Origin of the sequence: Ekhidna sp., from assembly GCF_965228795.1 — a bacterium.
Classification (GTDB): domain Bacteria; phylum Bacteroidota; class Bacteroidia; order Cytophagales; family Cyclobacteriaceae; genus Ekhidna.
The window spans coordinates 3,875,140-3,896,874 of record NZ_OZ245839.1 but is presented as its reverse complement, the minus strand read 5'-3'; the positions used below and the strand labels follow the sequence as shown (position 1 = coordinate 3,896,874).

General features: G+C 40.1%; 20 protein-coding genes. 4 read left to right on the top strand and 16 right to left on the bottom strand.

Annotation, left to right across the window (positions count from 1 at the left end; all coding sequences use genetic code 11):
* The first annotated feature begins 100 nt into the window (after positions 1 to 100).
* The 4 genes from ACQK2H_RS17550 (at position 101) to ACQK2H_RS17535 (ending at position 5,269) form a co-directional block, all read left to right on the top strand.
* Positions 101 to 436: a PadR family transcriptional regulator gene (locus ACQK2H_RS17550; RefSeq protein WP_350206709.1), complete on the top strand. Its 336-nt coding sequence runs from the start codon at positions 101 to 103 to the stop codon at positions 434 to 436.
* Positions 433 to 3,105: an ABC transporter permease gene (locus ACQK2H_RS17545; RefSeq protein ID WP_425392681.1), complete on the top strand. Its 2,673-nt coding sequence runs from the start codon at positions 433 to 435 to the stop codon at positions 3,103 to 3,105. The genes ACQK2H_RS17550 and ACQK2H_RS17545 overlap by 4 nt, the downstream gene beginning before the upstream one ends.
* Positions 3,106 to 3,176: 71 nt before the next feature.
* Positions 3,177 to 4,028, top strand: coding sequence for a hypothetical protein (locus ACQK2H_RS17540; RefSeq protein ID WP_425392680.1), 852 nt, complete (start codon positions 3,177 to 3,179; stop codon positions 4,026 to 4,028).
* Positions 4,025 to 5,269, top strand: a complete 1,245-nt coding sequence (locus ACQK2H_RS17535; protein ID WP_425392679.1) for a hypothetical protein — start codon at positions 4,025 to 4,027, stop codon at positions 5,267 to 5,269. Before ACQK2H_RS17540 ends, ACQK2H_RS17535 begins: the two co-directional genes overlap by 4 nt.
* A gap of 388 nt (positions 5,270 to 5,657) precedes the next feature.
* Here the strand turns inward: ACQK2H_RS17535 and ACQK2H_RS17530 are convergent, their stop codons facing one another.
* The 16 genes from ACQK2H_RS17530 to ACQK2H_RS17455 all read right to left on the bottom strand — a co-directional run bounded on the left by ACQK2H_RS17530 (position 5,658) and on the right by ACQK2H_RS17455 (position 21,708).
* Positions 5,658 to 6,284, bottom strand: a complete 627-nt coding sequence (locus ACQK2H_RS17530) for a TIGR04282 family arsenosugar biosynthesis glycosyltransferase (RefSeq protein WP_425393146.1) — start codon at positions 6,282 to 6,284, stop codon at positions 5,658 to 5,660.
* Between the two features lie 33 nt (positions 6,285 to 6,317).
* The gene (locus ACQK2H_RS17525; RefSeq protein ID WP_425392678.1) at positions 6,318 to 6,809 is read right to left on the bottom strand and encodes a rhodanese-like domain-containing protein; all 492 of its coding nucleotides are present in this window, start codon (positions 6,807 to 6,809) and stop codon (positions 6,318 to 6,320) included.
* A 34-nt stretch (positions 6,810 to 6,843) separates the two neighbouring features.
* Positions 6,844 to 8,085: a hypothetical protein gene (locus tag ACQK2H_RS17520; RefSeq protein WP_425392677.1), complete on the bottom strand. Its 1,242-nt coding sequence runs from the start codon at positions 8,083 to 8,085 to the stop codon at positions 6,844 to 6,846.
* A gap of 212 nt (positions 8,086 to 8,297) precedes the next feature.
* Entirely contained in the window at positions 8,298 to 9,755 is a 1,458-nt protein-coding gene (locus ACQK2H_RS17515; protein ID WP_425392676.1) for a cellulose synthase family protein, read from the bottom strand.
* A 2-nt stretch (positions 9,756 to 9,757) separates the two neighbouring features.
* Positions 9,758 to 10,450, bottom strand: coding sequence for a glycosyltransferase family 2 protein (locus tag ACQK2H_RS17510; RefSeq protein ID WP_425392675.1), 693 nt, complete (start codon positions 10,448 to 10,450; stop codon positions 9,758 to 9,760).
* Positions 10,451 to 10,611: 161 nt separating this feature from the next.
* Complete coding sequence (locus ACQK2H_RS17505) at positions 10,612 to 11,055, bottom strand: DUF6265 family protein (protein ID WP_425392674.1); 444 nt, start codon at positions 11,053 to 11,055, stop codon at positions 10,612 to 10,614.
* A gap of 59 nt (positions 11,056 to 11,114) precedes the next feature.
* Complete coding sequence (locus ACQK2H_RS17500; RefSeq protein ID WP_425392673.1) at positions 11,115 to 11,915, bottom strand: AraC family transcriptional regulator; 801 nt, start codon at positions 11,913 to 11,915, stop codon at positions 11,115 to 11,117.
* A gap of 18 nt (positions 11,916 to 11,933) precedes the next feature.
* Entirely contained in the window at positions 11,934 to 13,466 is a 1,533-nt protein-coding gene (locus ACQK2H_RS17495) for an alkaline phosphatase D family protein (RefSeq protein ID WP_425392672.1), read from the bottom strand.
* Positions 13,467 to 13,543: 77 nt separating this feature from the next.
* Positions 13,544 to 13,861, bottom strand: a complete 318-nt coding sequence (locus ACQK2H_RS17490) for a TfoX/Sxy family protein (protein WP_425392671.1) — start codon at positions 13,859 to 13,861, stop codon at positions 13,544 to 13,546.
* Between the two features lie 42 nt (positions 13,862 to 13,903).
* Entirely contained in the window at positions 13,904 to 14,785 is an 882-nt protein-coding gene (locus ACQK2H_RS17485; protein WP_425392670.1) for a hypothetical protein, read from the bottom strand.
* Entirely contained in the window at positions 14,769 to 15,437 is a 669-nt protein-coding gene (locus ACQK2H_RS17480; RefSeq protein ID WP_425392669.1) for an Ig-like domain-containing protein, read from the bottom strand. Before ACQK2H_RS17480 ends, ACQK2H_RS17485 begins: the two co-directional genes overlap by 17 nt.
* A gap of 1 nt (position 15,438) precedes the next feature.
* Positions 15,439 to 17,208, bottom strand: a complete 1,770-nt coding sequence (locus ACQK2H_RS17475) for a 4Fe-4S binding protein (protein WP_425392668.1) — start codon at positions 17,206 to 17,208, stop codon at positions 15,439 to 15,441.
* A gap of 46 nt (positions 17,209 to 17,254) precedes the next feature.
* The gene (locus ACQK2H_RS17470; protein ID WP_425392667.1) at positions 17,255 to 18,640 is read right to left on the bottom strand and encodes an NAD(P)/FAD-dependent oxidoreductase; all 1,386 of its coding nucleotides are present in this window, start codon (positions 18,638 to 18,640) and stop codon (positions 17,255 to 17,257) included.
* A gap of 205 nt (positions 18,641 to 18,845) precedes the next feature.
* A complete protein-coding gene (locus tag ACQK2H_RS17465; protein ID WP_425392666.1) occupies positions 18,846 to 19,583 on the bottom strand; it encodes an ABC transporter ATP-binding protein in 738 nt (245 codons plus the stop codon).
* Complete coding sequence (locus tag ACQK2H_RS17460) at positions 19,583 to 20,638, bottom strand: iron chelate uptake ABC transporter family permease subunit (RefSeq protein WP_425392665.1); 1,056 nt, start codon at positions 20,636 to 20,638, stop codon at positions 19,583 to 19,585. Before ACQK2H_RS17460 ends, ACQK2H_RS17465 begins: the two co-directional genes overlap by 1 nt.
* The gene (locus ACQK2H_RS17455; protein ID WP_425392664.1) at positions 20,635 to 21,708 is read right to left on the bottom strand and encodes an ABC transporter substrate-binding protein; all 1,074 of its coding nucleotides are present in this window, start codon (positions 21,706 to 21,708) and stop codon (positions 20,635 to 20,637) included. The genes ACQK2H_RS17460 and ACQK2H_RS17455 overlap by 4 nt, the downstream gene beginning before the upstream one ends.
* Positions 21,709 to 21,735: the final 27 nt, after the last annotated feature.

Here is a 21,735-nt window from a genome sequence, read left to right as displayed (position 1 = left end):
GAACGCAACCTTCTCTTTCTTTTTTAGTATAAAACTTACAAATACGAAATTAACTATTTAATTTTACTTACATTTACGAAATTAATGTTCGAAAAGGATTATGAAAGGAACGAATTTAGGAGAGTTTGAGGAGCTTGTATTGCTGACTGTCGGTATCCTCTATGATAATGCGTATAGTGTCGCCATTCAGCAGGAGCTAAATAGGCAAACGGATCGAAAGGTAAGCATCAGTTCTGTGCATGCTGCTGTTTATCGTCTTGAAGAAAAGGGACTATTAGATTCCAGGATGGGTGAAATGTCAAGCGAAAGAGGAGGCAAGCGCAAGCGCATATTTACGATCTCGCAAGCCGGGAAAGAGGCGCTGGAAAAAGCCAATGAGCTTCGCAACAGAATGAGAAATCAAATTCCAGAGATCGCATTTGAACATTTAAGATGAAAGGAATTCAGCCACCTAAGCTTCCATTGAAACTATTTCGCTCCTACTGTAGCGAAGAACGCTTAGAAGAATTGGAAGGAGACCTCTATGAAGTTTTTCAGGAGAGGATCGCAGAAAAGGGGACGCGATTTGCATCGCTTTTTTATTGGTGGTTGGTCATCCGAAGTTTTAGATCATTCGCACTGAAAAGGACAAAAATGGATAATCAAGGACAACTACTCTCAATTGCTTCTCTGTCGCACAACATCAAGATTGCATGGAGAAATATCATTCGAAGGAAAACCACTACGGCCATCAATGTGATTGGCCTAGCTATTGGTATTGGCGGGTTTGTGGCGATTTATAGCCTTGTTTCATACGAACTAAGCTTCAACAAGCATCTTCCTGATAGAGATAAAATATACCGAATACATACAGCGTTTGGTGGAGCTTTTTCAGGCACGAATCCGGCAGTAGCCATTCCTATACCCGACTATTTAGAGGAAAACGCCAGCATTATCGAGTCGCTTGCCCGGGTTTATACTTTCCAGGCAAAGGTAAAAGCAGAAGGGGTCGATAGTAGGGTTAAGAAATTTGATCTGAATAATGGAATAGCATTTGTCGATGAGCGATATTTTAATGTGATCGATCAATATGATTGGCTGGCAGGCACACCAAAAACATCCCTTGATAAACCAAACAAGCTTGTACTTACCCAAGAGCAAGGGGAAAAGTATTTCGGAAAAATATCACCTCTTGATATGATTGGGAGAGAGGTGGTCTATCGAGATTCGCTTAATGTCACTGTTTCAGGAGTTGTCTTACTGAAATCCGAAAGAACTGATTTTGATTTTACAGACCTCATTTCTTTCAGCACCATTTACACCACATGGGTTAAAGATCAATACCCAAAAGATGAATGGACAAGTGTTAACAGTGCCTGGCAGGTCTTTGTAAAGTTGCACGACAATGTTACCCAGTCTCAAATAGCAGCAATGAATGATGACTTGAATAGGGAAATGTCTGAGCACGAATCAGATAGCGAAACATGGCATACCGAGTTAATTATTCAGCCTTTAGATGAGATCCATTACAGCTTAGATGTTGGAATTTTTGATCATTCCGGTGCTCCTACAGATTTAAAGACACTAAACATCCTGTTAGCCGTGGCTATCGCTTTGCTTTCCATAGCAATTTTTAATTTCATCAATTTAGAAACAGCCCAGGCCATTAATAAATCAAAGGAGGTAGGACTCAGGAAATCACTGGGTGTCTCTAAGCCATCTTTAATTGCGAGGTTTTTGACCGAAAGCATTTTGGTGACCTTTTTAGCTGCACTGGTCTCACTTCCAATTTCATATTACGGAGTAACCCTTTTCTCTGAGCTTGTGCCTGATGGTTTTTCAATCGAGTGGTCCAATCCATTATTTTGGTTCTACCTCTTTAGCTTGGTAGTGATTGTGGGATCCCTGGCAGGTCTATACCCGGCATTTGTTGCTTCTTCTTACTCTCCCGTGCAGGCGTTAAAATCGACCATAAAGTTTTCCGGAAAATCAGGAGGGAGTCAGGTCATAAGAAAAGTGTTGATTACCTCGCAGTTTGTTTTTTCGCAGCTATTGGTCATCTGCACGCTGGCTATTGTGTGGCAGATATCTTACATGCTGGACAAAGAATTAGGTTTTAAGGATGACGGTGTTATCTATTTTAGAACACCTACCCTTGATAAAATCGAAAAGCTGCAAGTATTGGTAAACGAAATAAAAAGCATCCCTCAAATTCCGGAAGTAACCGTACATCAGAATCCACCGGCAAGGAATGGGTGGTCTACTTCTACCATGAAGTTTTATGATAAAGATTCAACCGAGTCTGTAGAATCTGTGCACCAAAAGAAAGGAGATGAGCATTATTTCGATGTGTACCAGCTTGAGCTAATAGCTGGCAGAAATGTGAGAAAAAAGGAAGGGAAGCTTGAAACGGTGATCAATGAAACGTATGCTAAAACGCTTGGATATGAGAATGTGGAGGCTGCAATTGGAGCACAGGTATCCAATGGTGATCGGGTGTACGAAGTGGTGGGAATCCTTAAAGATTTCCACTTTCAGTCGCTTCATGTGGCTATTGAGCCATTGATGTATACGTACGATGAAGATTACTCAAAATGTATTGGTCTATCCGTTCCTACAAAGGACTTAAACATGACCATTAACAAACTGACGGATGTCTGGAATCAAGTGTATCCTGATGATCCACTTGAAGTGAAGTTTATGGATGAGACGGTAGAGAGCTTTTATGAAGCGGAAAAGCGCACGTCGAAAGTGGCTGGAGTGGCTACTGTTGTAGCAATTTTGATTTCTTGTTTAGGATTGTTCGGGCTTATTTCCTACAACATTTTACAGAAGTCTAAGGAAGTGGGTATTCGAAAAGTACTTGGAGCATCCATCGTAAATATTGGGACGATTTTATCAAAAGAATTCTTAATGCTTATCCTGGTAGCATTTTTAATCGCTATACCGGTGGCCTATTTTCTCATCAATAACTGGATGGAAGACTTCACCTATAAAACAAACATTTCCTGGTGGATTTATGGGCTTGGCGGTTTCATCTCCATTGCCATTGCCTTATTGTCAATAGGGCTGAAAATATGGAAGGCTTCTGATGCAAACCCTGTGGATTCCTTGCGTTACGAATAGGGATTGTCTGCTAGTTGACCCTTGATTTAGGGTGATTCGCCGTTTCTTTATACTGAATTAAAATAGCGTATATGCGAGCCACCCTCCTTCCCTTTTTTATGCTGACTGTCTTTCTAAGCTTCAGTCAAAACAATCTGCAGAATTATACCCCATCCATTCTTTTCAAAAAAGGTGATTGGGAATACAAGACATTCCAAAACCTGTACACGCAGACCAAACAGTTTGATGCTGATGGTGGGAAAGTGGACACAGGTCAGAGAGAAACTTTTTTCACCTCTATCAATCAATTTTTATATGGATTGAATGATCAGATAAATGTTGGATTGGATGTTTGGGTAAAAGCATCTAATAATTCAGCAGACAATTTTAGCACCACCTCCGGGCTTACAGGTATTGGTCCAAAAATTAAGATTGCGCCATTCAAAAATATCCCTCGCCTTTCCATCCAAAGTACTTTTTTGTTCAACACCGTGGATGATCCTGAGGGTGCAAATGGTTCCAGGTATTTTCTGGAATGGGATGCCAACCTTTGGTTGAATCAAATCTATTTTGATCTTCCCCTGAATGAAAAATCACAGCTTTTCTTTCAGCAGGCTTTTTGGTATCGAATGACTAAAGAGAGTACCTCTGCAGAGAATAATTTTATGGAAACACAGACCAGTGTTTTCTATAGCTATTTCCCTACCTCCAGGTGGACCATCTATGGAATGACAGAATATTTCCCTACCCACTATGATTTTGGAGGCGATCGACCAGAGGCGTTTTTTGCCTACTTTTTACAGTCTGGTCTGGGGCTCAAATACCAGTTGATTCCTAACTTAATTGAACTGGAGGCACTTTATACCAACTTCTGGAATGGTAGTGAATTCAAAGGTGCAGGAGAAACGATAAATTTGGGTATCCGAGTGATACGCCAAAAGTGAAGCATTTAAGTCTTTTTTTTCTATTTCTTACATCTATCTGCTGTTACAGTCAGCGCATTCAGTCCATATCTTTTGAAGGACTCAAGAAGACAAAGAGTGATTATGTAGAACAATTTCTGACGATTTCAGCAGGCGATCGGCTCGATTCCACCCTGCTTTTTATGAACAAGCAGCGGTTGGCAAATTTGGAAATGTTTGCGGATGTTGATTTTGCGGTTTTGCAAGAAGGAGGGGGAGTGGCAGTAGTTTTTCAATGCAAAGAAGTCTACACACTTTTACCGATTTTTAGCTTTGGGGGAATTGAGGAAAATTTCTGGATTCAGGCAGGCGCATCGGAGGTAAACCTTGGAGGCAGAGGAAATAAAATCACCAGTTATTATCAATATTATGATCGAAGTTCATTTGCAGCGCACCTTACGTTTGATCGAATCCGCAAGAGCAATTGGGGGGTGAATATCAATCTGATTAAATGGTCAACACTTGAACCACTTTTTTTTGATAATCACACGGTAGAGTATGAGTATGATAATTATACAATTGGCCTGGACCTCATCAGGCATTTAAATTTCAACGACCGTATTCAAATAGGAGGAGCATTTTTTACAGAAGACTACATGAAGTTCACTGAAGGAATGTTTGAAGGTGCTCCTGAGAAAGTCAGTAAACAGAAAGCACTGGCGAAAGTAATTCTCATTCATAACCGAATTGATTATCATTACTTCTACCTGGATGGATGGCACAATCAGCTGAATATTGAATCTGTTCACTCCTTTGATGAAGACCCTAATTTCTATATCGTTTTCAATGATGTAAAAAGGTTTATTCGAATGGGTGCAAAAGGTAACCTGGCTGCTCGTCTGCGATTGGGTTTAAGTCGAAATCAGGAAAGTCCTTTTGCGCCATTTGTACTGGATAGCTACCTGAACATCCGTGGAGTAGGCAATCGGGTGGATAGGGGAACGGGCGCCATCATTTTAAATGCCGAGTACAGGCATGCGTTTATCGAAAGGGCCAATGTTGCTATACAGGGAGTGATTTTCTCAGATTCCGGTTCGTGGAGGAATCCGGGTGGTGATTTTTCTGACTTTTCTAATGATGAAAACTTCGTACTTTTTGCCGGAGGAGGATTTCGTTTTATTCACAAGAAATTCTACAATGCCATTCTCAGAATAGACTATGGCTTCAACCTTCAAGAACCGGCCGTCAATGGTTTTGTGCTTGGAATCGGGCAGTATTTCTAACCCAAATTCAATGCCGTTTAGTTAAGACTTTCTTACCCTCAGTCCCTAAAGGGATGACTTACAGGTTTAAGTCATTTCCCCTTAAGGGGTCAGGGGTTACGATCAACTTGCTGAAAATTTTTCTTAACTCACATACATTGAAAACCGCAACTTATTGATATTGAAAAGTTTACGGTCGTTTTCAAGTGTCTCTTTTTAATTCGACCCCATCGCATGGGCTAAACGGCATTGAACCTAAATCATGCAATAAGCATAATTATTTAATAGTCAGAGCTTTTCGGAGATCTTCATTCACTTCCATTGCTAAAAGTTTGCAATCAAAATTCTGCAATATTTATTGCTAAAAAATTGCAACAGAGATTGAAGCCAATTATGATAAGAAAGAATGCTAATAAGCACCCTCATCATCTGAATCCACCTCAGCATCAGCACCTAGCTTAGTCCAGTCGATGTTTGTTTCCTTCAGGTCTTCCAGGGTGTCGATATCATTAAGTACAGGTAGTTTGTATACCGATAGCTCTAGCTCTTCAGCTTCCTCTAAAAGCTCTTTGAGCACTTTATCTGTGCTGTATTCTTTGTCCTGAAAGAGCTGTGGAAAGTATTCACTCATGCCCAGCAGGTAATATCCGCCATCTTTCGCCGGTCCAACTACTACATCGTTTTCTTCCAACATTTCAAAAGCGAGCTTGATATGCTTGGAAGACAGATCATAGCAATCGCTACCGATGATTATCACTTTGTTGTAAGAATCAAATCCCTCATCAAAGGCATTTGACATTTTCTCACCAAGTGTAAACCCTTTTTGTGAGGTGAGTTTAAAATCACCATTGTCCCAGATGTCTTCTATTTCCACATATTCCGAATAAAAAACAGATTTATCTACTTCAAGTTTTTTGGTGATTTTATGGGTGTGATGAACCAATTCCTGGTATACATCTAATGCTTTATCTATTCCAATATCCTCAGCCAGGCGTGTTTTTACCATGCCCGGAATTAAGTTCTTAACGAATATCATTAACAAACTATCACTCATAAACTTCTCTCTTTCTTAGTAAACTTTAGTTCCCTTGTATAACCACTTGCCCCACAATCTGTTATAGGCATGGACACTATCAGTAGGTTGATTTTTGGGTCCATACACCTTATACCCCTCATTTTTCCAGCCAAAAATACCTCCGTAGAGATTCTTGACATTGGAATATCCTGCCTTTTGTAGTTTTTCGCCTACTCTTTCGCTTCTGTATCCCACTGAGCAGTAGACAATTATTTCTTGATCTTTTGGGATGTCACTGACTTCCTCTATCTCAAAATCATCATAGTCTACAAAGCGCGCTCCCTGAATGTGGCTCACCTGATACTCTTCCTCCGATCTGGTATCTAACATGATAACTTCCGAAAGTCTGGGTTTTAAGGAATCCGCTTTGATCAAAGGGACTGTGTTCTTATACAGACTTTGCATCTTTTCATCAAACGTCTTTTGTCCACATGAAGTGAAAGTGGAAATAATGATTAGTATAAATGGTGGAAGGTACTTTTTCACGCTTTGATTTTCATTTACTTACAAAAATAACATCCTATCCCCCTTCAAAGGGGGATTTCCCTTCGTTGCTATTAGTGGAATGTCCCCTTGAGCCGTCCGCGGAAGCGGGGACTATAGGGGTGTTTCCACATTCGATAATCATGGTTGATAAAACAACCACATACTCGATAACAACGATATACATTGGAAGTTCAAATCCATTTTGATCATATCCGATATATGTAAGAAAAATAAGGAACGACCATATGATTGGGTACCAATAACCAGACAGTATTCCAAATGCAATCAATGGTAAAATATACCAGGGATGCATGGTAGTTGCGAATAGCAAGTATGCGGTCAATACGAATAAGAATGTCTTCGGAAGGCTCCATTTTTTGGAGTAACCTACTATGGATATGGAAAGAATCGACAGCAACGAAAGTACGGACAGAAGTGGGCCAATTACAGCTATGTTATTGTACCCGTAAATCAAAAACCCAATCTGTCGCGCAATGAAGTAAATGCTGGCATTAAATTCAAAGGAACGAAAATAAAGATCCAGACTTTCAGTCATCCCAGCTACGAACGATTGACTCAACATTGGAAGTAGTGTACCTATTGCAATGACTCCTGCGAGGATGGAGACCCAACATGTTCGATTTTTCAGGCCTTTCAAAAAGAGGAAGGGGAGATAAATCAGAGGGAGCAGCTTGGCTCCAACTGCAAATCCAAATCCCATGGCTGATGCAATATTTTTTCCTTTCTGAAATGCATATATTCCTAATAATAGGAAGAAAATGACTAATCCCTCAAAATGCAGATTTCCTACAACTTCAAGAATAACCAGCGGGTTAAGCCAATACCAATAGGCCAGGAATGACGATTTGTCGTTCCTTTTTAGAATGGCTTTCAAAAGGAAGAAGGAACCAACATCCGCTCCATACAAAATCAATCGAATCACATTGGCTGAAACCAGCCAATCACCATTGCCAATCACTGCACCTAACCAAAATATAGCTTGGTTGAGGGGCGGGTAAATGGTAAAATAATTGGGTGAGTTTAGCGCCGAGAAAAGCTCTTCTGATATTCCGCCTATGTTTTTATCTAAATAGTATTCGGGTAGTGCTGCGAAAGGATGAATGCCATTTTTTAATAATGTACCATCCCAAATAAATCGGTAGAGGTCGTCAGAGAGGGTAGGTAAATTCAGGAATAAAAGCACGCGAATAATGATACCGGCGTTGAAAAGCAATTTTTGATTTTCTTGCCGCTGAAGCAAAAAAATGTACGCCATAAACGCACTGGTATATGCCAAAATCAATGGCAATGATTGGTACCTTTCAATCCAGCTGCCAATGGAGAAAATGGCCAATAGAAAGATTACCAAAAAAGTATAATAGCCTGTTTTCACTTATTTAACTCTCATGGTTCATTAAAAAATCCTTCTCAGACTTATTAAACACATTTTCTTCAATAAAATAAATTTAGTCCCTGAATTTACTCAGGTTAGGCATTGTTTATCGGTTTCACCGACAAGATAAAAACGTATGCGAAACCAATGGCTAGCATGGCATGGAAAAGCATGAGGCCGTAATCTTCCAATTTGAACCCTGAGAAAATCCCGTAAATAAAATATATAGATAACAGGCCTTCCATAAGAGTCACCGGGGTAAGGACATTTTTTAGGTAAATGTTGCCTTTCCAGGAGTCTCCTTTGGATTGCACATTAAATTTAGGAGTTCGAACAAATGGCGTTTTAATGCCTAAGTATCCTTCAATTACCGCGATGGAATTGTGCAATGCCATTCCCATGGAGAAAGCCAGAAAGACCGGAAAGTTTTTAATGAAATAGCGAAAGGTATACTCCGGATGCGTCGCTTTTGCCGCCACCCAATAGAAAAAGCCCATAGCTAAAAAACCAATAATGAAGATGCTTCCCAGATCAAAGACCAGTGCAAGATCCGGGTTGTATTCTTTGATGTAAAGCATTGGGATGCTCAAAACTGCAGCAATTAAAAGCAACAAGAATACCGAGCTGTTTAGCAAATGCAAAACCGCCCTTACCTTATGTTTCCATCCAATGTTAGAAGTTAAGACTTTTCCTAAGGTCTTGCGAGCAGTTTCCGCTGCTCCTTTGTTCCATCGGTATTGCTGGGATTTTACTGCAGGAATAACCACGGGAAGTTCTGCCGGTGATTCGATTTCTTCGCGATAAACAAATTTCCACCCTTTGAGCTGCGCTCGGTAACTCAAATCAAGATCTTCAGTAATCGTATCATATTGCCAGCCTCCAGCATCCTCAATGCATGCTTTTCGCCACACTCCGGCTGTGCCATTAAAATTGATGAAACTACCTGCATGTTCACGTCCCTTTTGCTCTACAGTGAAGTGTGCATCCAGCCAAAATGCCTGAATTTTTGTTAGCCATCCATAGTCTGTATTCAGGTGACTCCACTTGGTCTGCACCATGCCTACTTTTTCATGCTTAAATTTTGGCAAGGTACGGATCAGGAATTCAGGGTTTGGAACAAAATCTGCATCAAAAATAGCGATGTACTCACCTATAGCTTTCTCTAAGCCATAAGCAAGTGCGCCTGCTTTATAACCCACTCGATCCGGTCTCCTCACATGCTGAATATTCCAGCCAGTTTTAGCATGCTCTTGAACTTTGTTTGCTATGATCTGAATGGTCTCGTCTGAGGAATCATCCAATACCTGTATCTCAAGTTTATCTTTTGGATATTGCATCTGGCAGACTGCATCGATAAGGCGCTCCACCACATATTTTTCATTATATACAGGAAGCTGAACAGTAACAAAGGGGTATTCGCTGAGTTCCTGGTGTTCATCTTGTCTAAGCTTCCGCGATTTCAGGTAGTGCCAGGTTAGATTGAATTGGCCTAAGCTGAATAGGCAAATAATCATCAAGGTGAGTCCGTAAAGTGTAATTACCAACCACTCCATTCTTATAGGTATTTAAAAATTGTATAGATGATTTTATAGCCCGCACCTAGTGTGCCTTTGATCGTACCGCTGACTTTCGAAACCCCGATTCTTTGTCTGTAGTTCACAGGTATGTCTTTCGTCTGCAAATTTAGTTTAGCTGCTTTTAATTGCATCTCTACCGTCCACCCATAGGTTCTATCCTTCATATTTATTGCTAGTAAACTCTCATACCGAATGGCGCGAAAGGGACCCAAATCCGTGTACTTCTTTCTGTAAAAAATTTTGATCAGGGTGGTTGCAAGCCAGTTTCCAAATACCTGCTGAGGGGTCATACTACCTTTTTCTTTTTGGCCTAGTGCCCTAGATCCTATTACCAGATCAACATTTTCTTCTAAAATAGGTTTGACCAGATCAGTCAACTGTTCAGGATAATCCGAGTGATCTCCGTCGAGAAACACCACAATATCCGGCTGAGTGGGAGAGGAGGCTATATGTGCCATTCCTTTCAGGCAGGCATTGCCATATCCACGATTAGGTTCCTTAAGGGCGGTAGCTCCCCTGTTTTTGGCTTGATCGAATGTGTCATCTGTGGAGCCATTATCCACTACTATGACCTCAGACACCCATTCTTTTGGAATTTCATCGATGACTAATCCAACGGCGTTTTGCTCATTAAATGCAGGGATAATTACACGTATGTCTGGCTTACTCAAGATGCACTTCTATTGTGAGCGCAAAGGTAGGTTTATGGGAGCACTAAAAATGACTTAGTCATGACAGAGGCATAGATTCTCTTTATAGATCTATGCACACATGAATCATTTGTCAAAATTGTATCATTCTGACATAAATCCTGCTCCGAATGCATTTGAACTTATTCAATCTTCTCAAAGACAAATCCCATCTTTTGTTCTCCAGCTGAAATGATTGCAGTCATTCGATTTCCTTCAAGTATATATTCAATTTTTTTGGGAAAATCATGCTGTGGATTTTCACTTACGAATCCATTTGTAGATACGGACATAATTTTAAAGTAGGTGGGTGATGCATTCGAGCTCACATCAGCAACATAATACATACTTCCGTCTTTCTTTATAATTTTTAGTTTTTCAGTAAAGGTGGTATCGGTACCTTTCATGGAGACACCCATGCCTGTCAATTCGCCCCCTGTCTTTCCCCAAATTTCAAAAGCAGATGTGCCTGGCTTAACATTGTGACGCTCCCACTTTCCAACAAGCCATTTGAAATCTTCGAGTGATTGAGCAAGTGAAAGTTGAGCAATTATCAGTAATGTTAGTGTGAGAGTGATCTTTTTCATGGTTTTTTTGAAACAATGATAGATCAGGGAAATATTGAGGTATTGTAAAAAAACGACACCTACTTTTTCAGAAAGGAATTAGCAAGGTTTTTCTCATTAAAACCATAGTTCGAGGGCTCTTCTCCAGTGAATTCCTTGAAGTTTTTGATGAAATGTGATTGATCAAAATAGCCGGATTGCAATGCGGTTCTAATCCATGAATCTTTATGATCTTTCATCACTTCAAAAATGTAGTTGAATCGAATAATCCGGCAATAGAACTTTGGAGTGACCCCAATCACTTTTTTAAATAATCGTTCCAATTGGCGCGTGCTAAGACCCAATGTGTCTGCTAAATGTTCAATTTCAATCATTCCTTTTTTCTCTAAAATGGTTGCAATGCATTGATCAATTTTGATTTGCTGTTTATGCAATGGTAATTGTTTAATTAGCCACTCTTCCGCTACAGAAATTTTCTTATTAGGACCTGAATCATTCCTTTTGATTTCATGAAGCTCATAAAGGTCTTGTGAAAGAATTTGTTCCAAAGGAAGAACCTTGTCCACCGTAGCACTCATGTTTTGTTGAAAAAGTGAATAAAATGCTGAAGGGTAGAGTTTAATTCCTAGCATTTTAGAACTCCCTGAATTTTTCAGGAAGAAGTATTTACTAATCTGACTAGAGAAAAGAATGCCGGATTGTAACTCCCATTCTCCATGCAAGTTGATGAGGTATGCATCTCCATAATGAATGATAATCTCACTAAATCCGTCTGGAATTATTTTTTGTTCAACTGGAGTCGAATTTTCATCCTCATAGATCCAGTATTCCTTTACAAGGGTTTTTAAGGTGTCAGAAGGTTCAAAACGTTCGAAATGCATGAAGTTCAAACATTAAAATCAATATTCTCTTAGTTTCACTTCATCACTCTTTACATATAAAGTTTTGGTATCTTTTATAGCCAGATTCGGTTCTCTCAATGTTTCCATGAACTTCCAGGTGGCGCTAGCTTTTTCTGCATTTAAGTTTAAGATCATATATCCATGATCTCTCATGTTGCCCCACTTTAAATGCGGATTGACGCTTGAATTAATGATTTTCTGTTCATGAAGGAATACCAGGCTATCAGAGAATCGTTCATTGGAATTCGCAGAGTTGATAGAAGTAGTGCCAAATTCTACAGCAAAAGCACCTTCTCCGGTTTTTTGATTGTATACTTCGAACGGTTTGTTTGTAGCCTCAAAAGCCCAGGCAGTATGTGTGTCTCCGGTAATAAAGATTACATTATCCAATTCCTGAATTACATCTGCAATCATTTGTTGCTCGATCGGATATCCATCCCAGGAGTCCAGGTTTATGTTAAAAGACTCATGACCCCAGTTTAGATAGGAAAAGATTACCTGGTTGCCGATCACCTTCCATTGTGCATCAGAACTTCTAAGCTGAGCAATTAACCAGTTGCGTTGTTCCTTACCCAACATAGTTCTTGAAGAGTCAGCCAGTGAAGGATCTCCTAAACTATCCGCAATAAAAGTTCTGCCCTCAAGTCGTTCGTCCAGCATAACGAGATCTACCATATCGCCGTATCCAAATTTTCTATAATGCTTACCTTCCTCTCGAATAGGTATCCATTCGTAGAATACTTGCCTGGCAATATTCTTACGATCTTCATAGCTGCCTTCATTTTCCTGGTGATTTTGTGCGCCATCTTTGTAGGAATTGTTCGCGATCTCATGATCATCCCAGATATTAATGAATGGATGATTGGCGTGAGCCGCAATTAAGTCTTTGTCAAGCCTATATTGTGAGTATCTCAAGCGATAATCATGTAGCGTAATAATCTCTTTTGCTGGAATGTGTTTCCTGTTTAGTGAAGTGTCTCCGTATCCACCAGGGGCATATTCATAAATGTAGTCACCAAGATGAATGACAGCATCCAACTCTTCCTTTGCGATTGCGCCATATGCATTAAAGTATCCCCATTCGTAATTGCTGCAGCTAACAACACCAAACTGGACTTCTTCTGGGGTCAATGATGCTGTTTTTGTTCGACCAATTATTGAGCTTTTACCTAGCGCATGAAACCGATAGAAATAGCCGGTTCCTGCATCAAGTCCATCCACATCTACTTTCACTGTAAAGTCCCTTTCCGGGCTTGTTGATATTGTTCCATTTTTAACAATTTCCTGAAAGCTGTCATCAGTTGCTATTTCCCAAACAACATCAACACTGGGTAAAGAATCTTGCGGAGTAACCCTTGTCCAAATAATCACACGATCATATAAAGGGTCTCCCGATGCAACTCCATGATAGAATGGAGCCATTGAGCTGTCTCTTAAGTGAGAGGTGTCTTCCGATAATTTAGGGTATTCAACCGGCTGACTGCAGTTGAAGATTAAGAACAGTAAAGCAATGAGGTGTAAATATTTCATAAGCAAAATCGTTATCACGAAGATATCAAGAAGCTTTATGAAATTCTTAACCTTAAGTGTTATTCAATTATTAACGCTTAGGCAATAGCAATGGACTTTTTCGCCCAATCAATAAATTCATCGGAATTGAAAATTTCATTGGGAACGGCATAGTAAGGCATTTTTCCATGTTTAGTGCTTGCCATTTTAATGTATTTTTTCTCCAATTCTTCATCAACTTTAAGGGCAGGATTTCCTTTCGAATCAATCATTCCGAACATTTTCTCATCATGGAAAATGCCATGACCACCAAACATTTTCTTAGAAGTAATTCCACCTATCTCTGATAATTTCTTAATAATCAGTTCAGCTGAAAGCTGTGCTTCATTGGTGTGCTTATCTCCTTTTTGTCCCATGTTTTTTTATTTATGACGAGAAGATAGCCAATTAATGGGCAGCTATTTTAAATCGAGAAACACTCCAACAGAATATGAAGGAGCAGCAAAAATGAGCTTAGCGCTAAATGCTCCACTATAAGATGCGGAGAACCCTAGTTTTTCAGTAGCATAATAAGCTGCTTCATAAGTATAAGCTACAAATTCCGTGTTATTTGCGAAAATAGTTGCCCCACTGCTTCCCTCAGCGGAACTTAATCCATTTTGTAATGATTCGACCATGTCTACTCTAAAAATGCCCCAAAGCTTGTTGTTTAGAAAAGCACCTCCCACTTCTCCACCGGCTCTAAATTCATCGGAGAAGTTTTTTGTTCTGTTGTTAAAGCCACTGTAAATGTTCGCATAGGCATTTATTTTTCCAACTGAAAATGACTTACTTAAATCGAAACGAATCATTTGATTGAATTCTCCATCGCCTGTCTGTAATGATCCATCGCTTCCCCCGGAATCATTTCCTAAGGGTAGGCCAAATAACAACGTGCCAGCAAAAACGAACTTGCTTCCCGGCTTACTAATTCCATACTTAATTGCTATGTCGGTATCACCAATTGAGTTCACTGATTCTCCGGGTGATGTTACCATTCCATTTGTCCCTGAAACTTGTTCATTCCGATAAGTTCTTGAGAAAAATGGGAAGTAGACAATACCAGTAATGCGATCTGTGATTCCATACTCTCCGTAAATGGAGCTATTGAATATACCGGTAGTAATATTAGGATCTGTACCTCCGGTTCCCGTGTAATGTTTTGCAGCAACCACCCACCATTGCGAAACTTTGTAATAGGCTTCACCTTTGGGTTTTGTCCATCCTCCCCCTGCAAAGGAGAGCATTGGTAAAGCAAGCAGCGCAATCAAAAAGATTTTTAAACTATTCAATTTCTCCATGTCCAACTTTGACTTTAAATGGTTTACAATAGTAGAATAGGTAATCATATTCAAAGATGTCTACCTCAGGAATCACATATTGATGAGCTCCGGAAAAAACCTGCACCGGCCCTATTTCATACCCTCCACTGGGGGAATTAGGATTATTTGTTAAATAGACATACAGGCCAGGTAGATTATCATCCGCTCTATAGTTCTCATTGATATCAATGATCAGATCTTCTCCATCTTCAGAAAGAACGAAATCCCCTTCCAAAACATAGCTGCTTGTTGTTGCAATTGTCCCGGAGCGATCACCCTCCAACATCATGGTAGGGTCACCAGTAATTTCAAATGTAATAGAGGTATCAGCTTCTAATTCTCCAGTGGAGGCAAAAACTGATACTGTCACCATTCCATTGTCTAAAGCCTGTGCCAAGCCAGTATTGTCAATGGTTAGTTTCGACATATCAGATGTTGTCCACAAAACAGATGATGGTTCTGTTTCCATTCCTACATTATCCAGGAACATGTGTTCAAACTGATAGCTTGTATTCACCTCCATGGTGCTGATTGGGTTGGTTATTCGAACCTCTGGGGGTACCTCATCCAGTAAAACATCCTGACCAACACATCCGGCTACTATCAAGGCAAAGGGAATAATCTTCTTCATACTAATTATTTACGGAGATACTATCGTTTCCAAGCAAAATAGGTTGGTTAAATCGCCCTTCTTCATCACGGTTTTCGAGGTTAAGGACGCCTCGCGGACAAACGGCAGAACAAACGCCACAGCCTACACATGATGATCGTATGATGTTTTGACCTCTCTGCGCATACCATCGAACGTCTATTCCCATTTCACAATATGTGGAACAGTTGCCACATGAAATGCATTGACCTCCATTGGTTGTTATTCTGAATTTTGATTTAAATCGCTGAACCAATCCCAAGTATGCTGCAAGTGGACACCCAAACCGGCACCAGACCCGGTTACCCATCAATGGATAAAATCCGGTTCCCACCACTCCGGAGAAAATGGATCCTATCATGAATCCATAAACTGTTCGGATATTCCCACTTGAAAATCCAAAATTATCACCATCCACAGGCATGTATTTAGCAAAAACTGAAACCTCACTCAGGATGATGCCGATTGCAAAAAATCCAGCTATCCCAACAACCACATTTCTGACTTTTTTGCCTGACATTGATGGATAGTATTTTCTATGAAGAAGGAAAAGTGCTGCACCAATTGTGGCTACTGCTCCAAGCACAATCCACTTATTGAATGCCAGATAAAAATCTCCACCAAAGAAATTATAGAGAACCAGCCCGGTCATTATCACTGCAAAAACCAACACTCCATGTACCAGATACCGCTCGATTTGCCATGCTTCAGTGGACTTATCAGAAAGTTGCCTGAAAGGATCGCCGGCTGTTTCGGCCAGTCCACCACATCCGCATACCCAGCTGCAGTACCATCTTTTCCCAAAGAAATAAACGAATACAGGCACACCGACTACAAATAATGTGATTCCCCAAACAAACATGAATATTCCTAATCCGCCTGCTGAAGTGAGCGTATTGATATGCCAGGCATCAAAGAAATCGTAATCTAGTGGCCACATATTTTTGAAATCGAAATAGGGCTGATTTAGTCTTACGAGTATTTCAGGGATTAAAAATGCAAATGCAAGCTGAAAGAACATGACTGAGCAAGTTCTAAATACCTGGTATTTACTATGCCGATATTTGATGATCATTCGAACCCCCATCACAACTACGGCAAACGTGTAAAGAAATCCATACAGGAACCATTGACTAGAGGAAGCTGATGGATTGATCAATTTCTGGAGTGGGTCAACAATAATAATCCAGTTAGTGATGTAGGCCGGGAAGAAATAAAGTAAAATGTAAAAGCCAATGAGTAGTGCTCCGGTTAGTATACCCATCCAGCCTCTGTTGTTGAGCGCATGATGAAAAATGTGATTGTTTTTGATTCCCGGAGGCTCATTTAATTGTGCTTGAGGTACGATGAACATCAGTGCTCCAATGGCACCCACCACGTAAATCAGTAAAAAAAACAATAATTTGTTATTCGGAACGGCCCCTTTTGCCGATGCTCGGGCAAGCGACCCTGCATAATCATCGTAGATGACTTTATCCCATTCCTGATTGGCTCTGGCTTCTTGGTTTACTGTCTCAACAGCTCGCTTTATATCTTTTACAAATGGAATGCTGATGCTGTATTCTTTTCCAAATAAAGGCTCAATTTCAGGCTTCAATTTCTCTTTGTGCTCGTCCTTGACAATAGCCTCAAATGTCTCTTCACTTAGTGTGAAATTGGACATAAAGAAGCTACCTAGAAATAACCCCAGCGAAAAGAGGAATAAAATAAGTCCGGTATATAAAATAAGTCCGGTATATCTGATTGCTTTCATATTTTTAATTTTAGACCTTTTAGGTTTTGAAAACCTGAAAGGTCTTTTAGCCAAAAATCTTTTCCAGGAACCCTTTCTTCCTCACTTCAACACTCTTTTCCGGGAATTCCTCATTAAACTTCTCCTGTATCTCACCTTCCCAATGTTTATAAAACTCCGGGTCAAAGTTTGCTTCTGGGAGACGGGCAATAATATAGTCTAATGATCGCTTTTCATTTAGCCATTTATCCCACACTTCATGCCTGTTTCTGATTCCAAAAAGATTTACACCTTGTACTTCGAGTGAATCCTTTTTGTAAATGATTTTCATGCACTTTTCATGATCATCGCACTCCCAATAAAAAGAGGAGGAATCATCAGGACACTGAGGAAGAACAGTGCCGTAGTTTTGATACTCAATATCAAAAAACTTGGCAGAATTGAACCAAATGCCTGGTTTGTATTCCGTTTTTTTGCCAACGACCGTTCTAGCCACGGTCTCACCCATCATTCTTCCTGCGTACCATACGGCCTCTATCGCTCTTCTGTGATTAGGTGGATTTCTTAATTGCGCACAATCGCCTATTGCATAGACATCCGGAATGTTCGTTTGTAGATACTCATCAACTAAAATCCCTCTATCAGTTTCTACTTTTGATTCTTTTACCAAATCTATGTTTGGGTGGACACCTACTGTAAGACCCACAAACTGACATTCGATTACTTCTCCGGATTTCGTTTTAATTGCTTTTACTTTTCCATTGCCATCATCCAAAATCTCTTCCAGTTCGGTTTCTTGTCGGAGATCAATGCCGTGCTTGTATAAATGACCATCAATTAATGTGGCTTCTTCTTTCGGAAGCATATTGTCCCAGAAATGTTTTTCTCTAATGAGATAGGTGACAGTAATATGTCTGGAGTGAAGCATTTCTGCCATTTCCACTCCAATCAGGCCTCCACCGAGGATGATAGCACGATCAATGTTTTGGGTGTTTTTTTCCATCAGTTCCAGGTCTTGATACGAATAAAGCCCTTGAACCCCCTCTAAATCTTGACCCGGCCAACCGAATTTGTTTGACTGACTACCTGTTGCCAGAATTAGCTTGTCATACATTTGAGTCTCTCCGCTTTCAAACTTTATCTTCTTATCATCGAAATCAATTGATTTCACCCATGCTCGTTTCAGATTGATATTGTTTTTATCCCAAAACCAGTCCTCATAGGGTTTGGTGTTTTCATAGGTCATATGACCCATATAGATATACATGAGAGCCGTTCTTGAGAAGAAATGATCTGTTTCTCCGGAGATTACCGTTATTTCATGATCAGAAAGTTTTCTTATATGTCTTGCCGCTGTAATACCGGCAATTCCATTACCAATGATGACTATTTTCTGCATGTAGAATTTATATAAAGCCAATAATACGGTGATATTGGCGGGTTGATTCTTCAAGTTAGGCAGATAGTCAACCGTTTGTCAATCACTTGACAAAAAAATATTTAAACCTTCCCAATCATTTTTCTGTTATTTACGTACCACATATTGGTGATTAGGTGAAATGGGTGGGTTTAACGTGCAAAGGCACGTTTCTATTCGGTTAGGTTAGGTTACGATTATTCTCACCCATATATAGGGGCCCGCCAGGGCCCCTTCTTTTTTACCCTAATGTTGCTTTTGGGATGTGAAGGTATTTTTGAAGCTCCCCTGAATCAATCAATTTTTTTGGTTCTCCAATCAGCATATTCTGACCAAAGTCCATACACCAAAACAGGTCACAGACTTGTGCAGACAGCTGAATTTCATGGGTTGAAATCAATACACCCTTTCCGGATTTAGCAATCTTTTTTAACAAGTGCAGCACATCAATTTTGTTCTTTAAATCGAGGTGGGAGGTAGGCTCATCCAAAATGATAAGATCCGTTTCCTGTGCTAAGGCCCTTGCAATCATTACTTTTTGCAACTGTCCATCGCTTAGTTCAAACAAGCGTTTTTTGGCCAGGTAATTGATTTCCATCGTGGAAATAGCTTCTTCTATTTTCTCCTTATCCATCTTTTTCAGATTTCCCAGCCAACCGGAATAAGGATGTCTTCCTAATGCGACCAGTTCAAGCACTGAAAGATTTAAAGATTCAGGTCGTCCGGTAAGTACAACGCTGATGTTTTTAGCTATATCTTTTCCATGAATATTTTTGATCGGTCTTTTATTGAGAAACACCTGACCGTTAATTTCAGGTTGCAATCCACATATGGTTCGTATGAAGGTGGATTTACCGACTCCATTTTGTCCAACTAATCCGATAAGATTACCCGATTCAATCACCAGGTTAATCGACTCCATGAGTACTTTATCTGCACCATATCCAATACTAAGGTTTTTGGTTTCAAGCAAAGCCATCAGAATCGGTAATTAAGGTTAGACTTTTTCAGAATTAGCCAAATCACAAATGGTGCTCCAAAAAGTGAAGTAACCGCATTGATAGGCAATGTTTCCTGCAACCCTGGCAGTTGGGCTAAAATGTCGAACAACAATAGTAGAATTCCTCCAACAAGAACAACCAGTGGTGTAAGCAATAAATGATTCCCGGTATTGAAGAGCATTCGCGCAATATGGGGAACCGCTAATCCGATAAACGCAATGGGACCACAAAAAGCTGTCACAGTCCCTGCTAGTAAGCTGGTATTAATGATGATCAGCATTCGTGCTCTTTTAAGGTTCAACCCTAATGATTCGGCATAATTTTCACCTAGTAAAAGTGCGTTGAGAGGTTTTGAGAGTAAAAATGATAAGCCTAATGAAAAAGTAATCACAGGTATCATCACCCTTAATTCCTCCCAGGATAAGCTTCCTAGACTGCCAAATGTCCAGATTACATATGCCTGAATGTTCTCTGCCTGGCTAAAATATTGGAGAATGCTCACTAATGCACTCACGGCTGATCCGAACATAAGGCCTATAATTAGTAATGATACGCCTGACCTGATTCTAAAAGAAGCGATTAACACGATTGATAAAACTAAAAATGAGCCAAGTCCAGAAGCTCCTACCAAAAGCCAACTTCTTCCTATTCCGGTCATTTCTATAAAGCCACCAATCCACACACCAAGAAAGATTACCAAAGCAACCCCAAGTCCTGCTCCGGAACTAATGCCCAAAATAAATGGACCTGCAAGTGGGTTTCTAAATAATGTTTGCATCTGCAAACCACTAATTGCTAGCGCACTTCCGGCTAAAAGGGCAGTTAATGCTTTGGGAATTCTGAAGTTGGTGATAATGTTCGACCAGACTTCATTTTGAGAATTCCCCAAAAAGTGATCGATGATAGAGCCTAATGGGATCTTTACTGAACCCAGGGAAATGCTTGAAATAAAGAAAAGCACTACTAGAATAGTCAGTACTAGAAATGTAATCTTCCATTTCTTACTTGATTCATCCAGGTGTGATTCAATCATGGCAATTTTTGAAAGTATACAGTTTCGTAGTTAGGTAGTAATTCAGGATGAATGATTTTGATTAAATCTGCAAGAACAATATCTGGTCTGGAATATCCGGACTCAAAGAAGTCATAGCCACCATTAGGCCCGATTCGCTTGTTGTAGTTATATACTTCATCTGCTTTAAATGCCTTAAATGAAGCATATCTGGCATCCTGTCCAAGCATCTCTTTTCTAGAGTTTAGGGTAGAAGTTCCGATCCATTTATCAGCTTTATTACCTTTTTCATAAACCGATTCAAAACTCAGCTCCATCCATCCGGATGTAGAATCACTATCCCATAAATATTCACCTCCTGCGTTATTAAAAAAAGTGGCAGCCCAGTTGTTCCCGCCGGGAAGAAACCATGTATCCCCATAGACCACACCACTTAGAATTTTAGGTTTGATTTTTTCATTTTCAGCCAAATCTTTTAGCGTTAGGTATTCGTTTTCGATGGCACTGAAAATGGAGTCAGCTTCTGCCTGCTTTCCTAGCAAAGCACCGAAAAACTTGATCCACTCTGCTCTACCTAGCGGCGACTGTTCCAAAAAATCGGAGTTGTAGTATACAGGAATACCCGCTTCTTTGATTTTATCGAGCGTTTGAGATTCTCCTCCCATATCAAAAGCAATCACTGCATCCGGGTTAATACCAAGTAGCAATTCCATATTCATACTGCCATCAGGACCTAAGTCAGTAAGTAGACCATCTTCGGCTCTTGCAATAAATGTCTCTGAAGAGATGTAGTTGAGGTTTGGGAATCCTACAACCAGATCTTCAGCATCTAAAAGCTCCAAAAAAGGCAGGTGAGAGGTAGAAGTGCAAACAATTCTTTTAGGCCTTTGATCAAGTTGATACCTGATTGCTTGCGAAGCATTTGGCCAGGGTTCATCAATTACCAGGTATTCTGATCCATCACTATCGCTTTCAAAGTGAAAGCCCTTTGCATATTCTACCCCTTTATGGGTCGAAATCGAAGATTGATCCTTGTTAGGCGCAGAACAGGCACATGCAACCGTGATTATTCCGAAAATGAATCGATTCATGTCTCAAAAGTAGCCCATCAACATGGG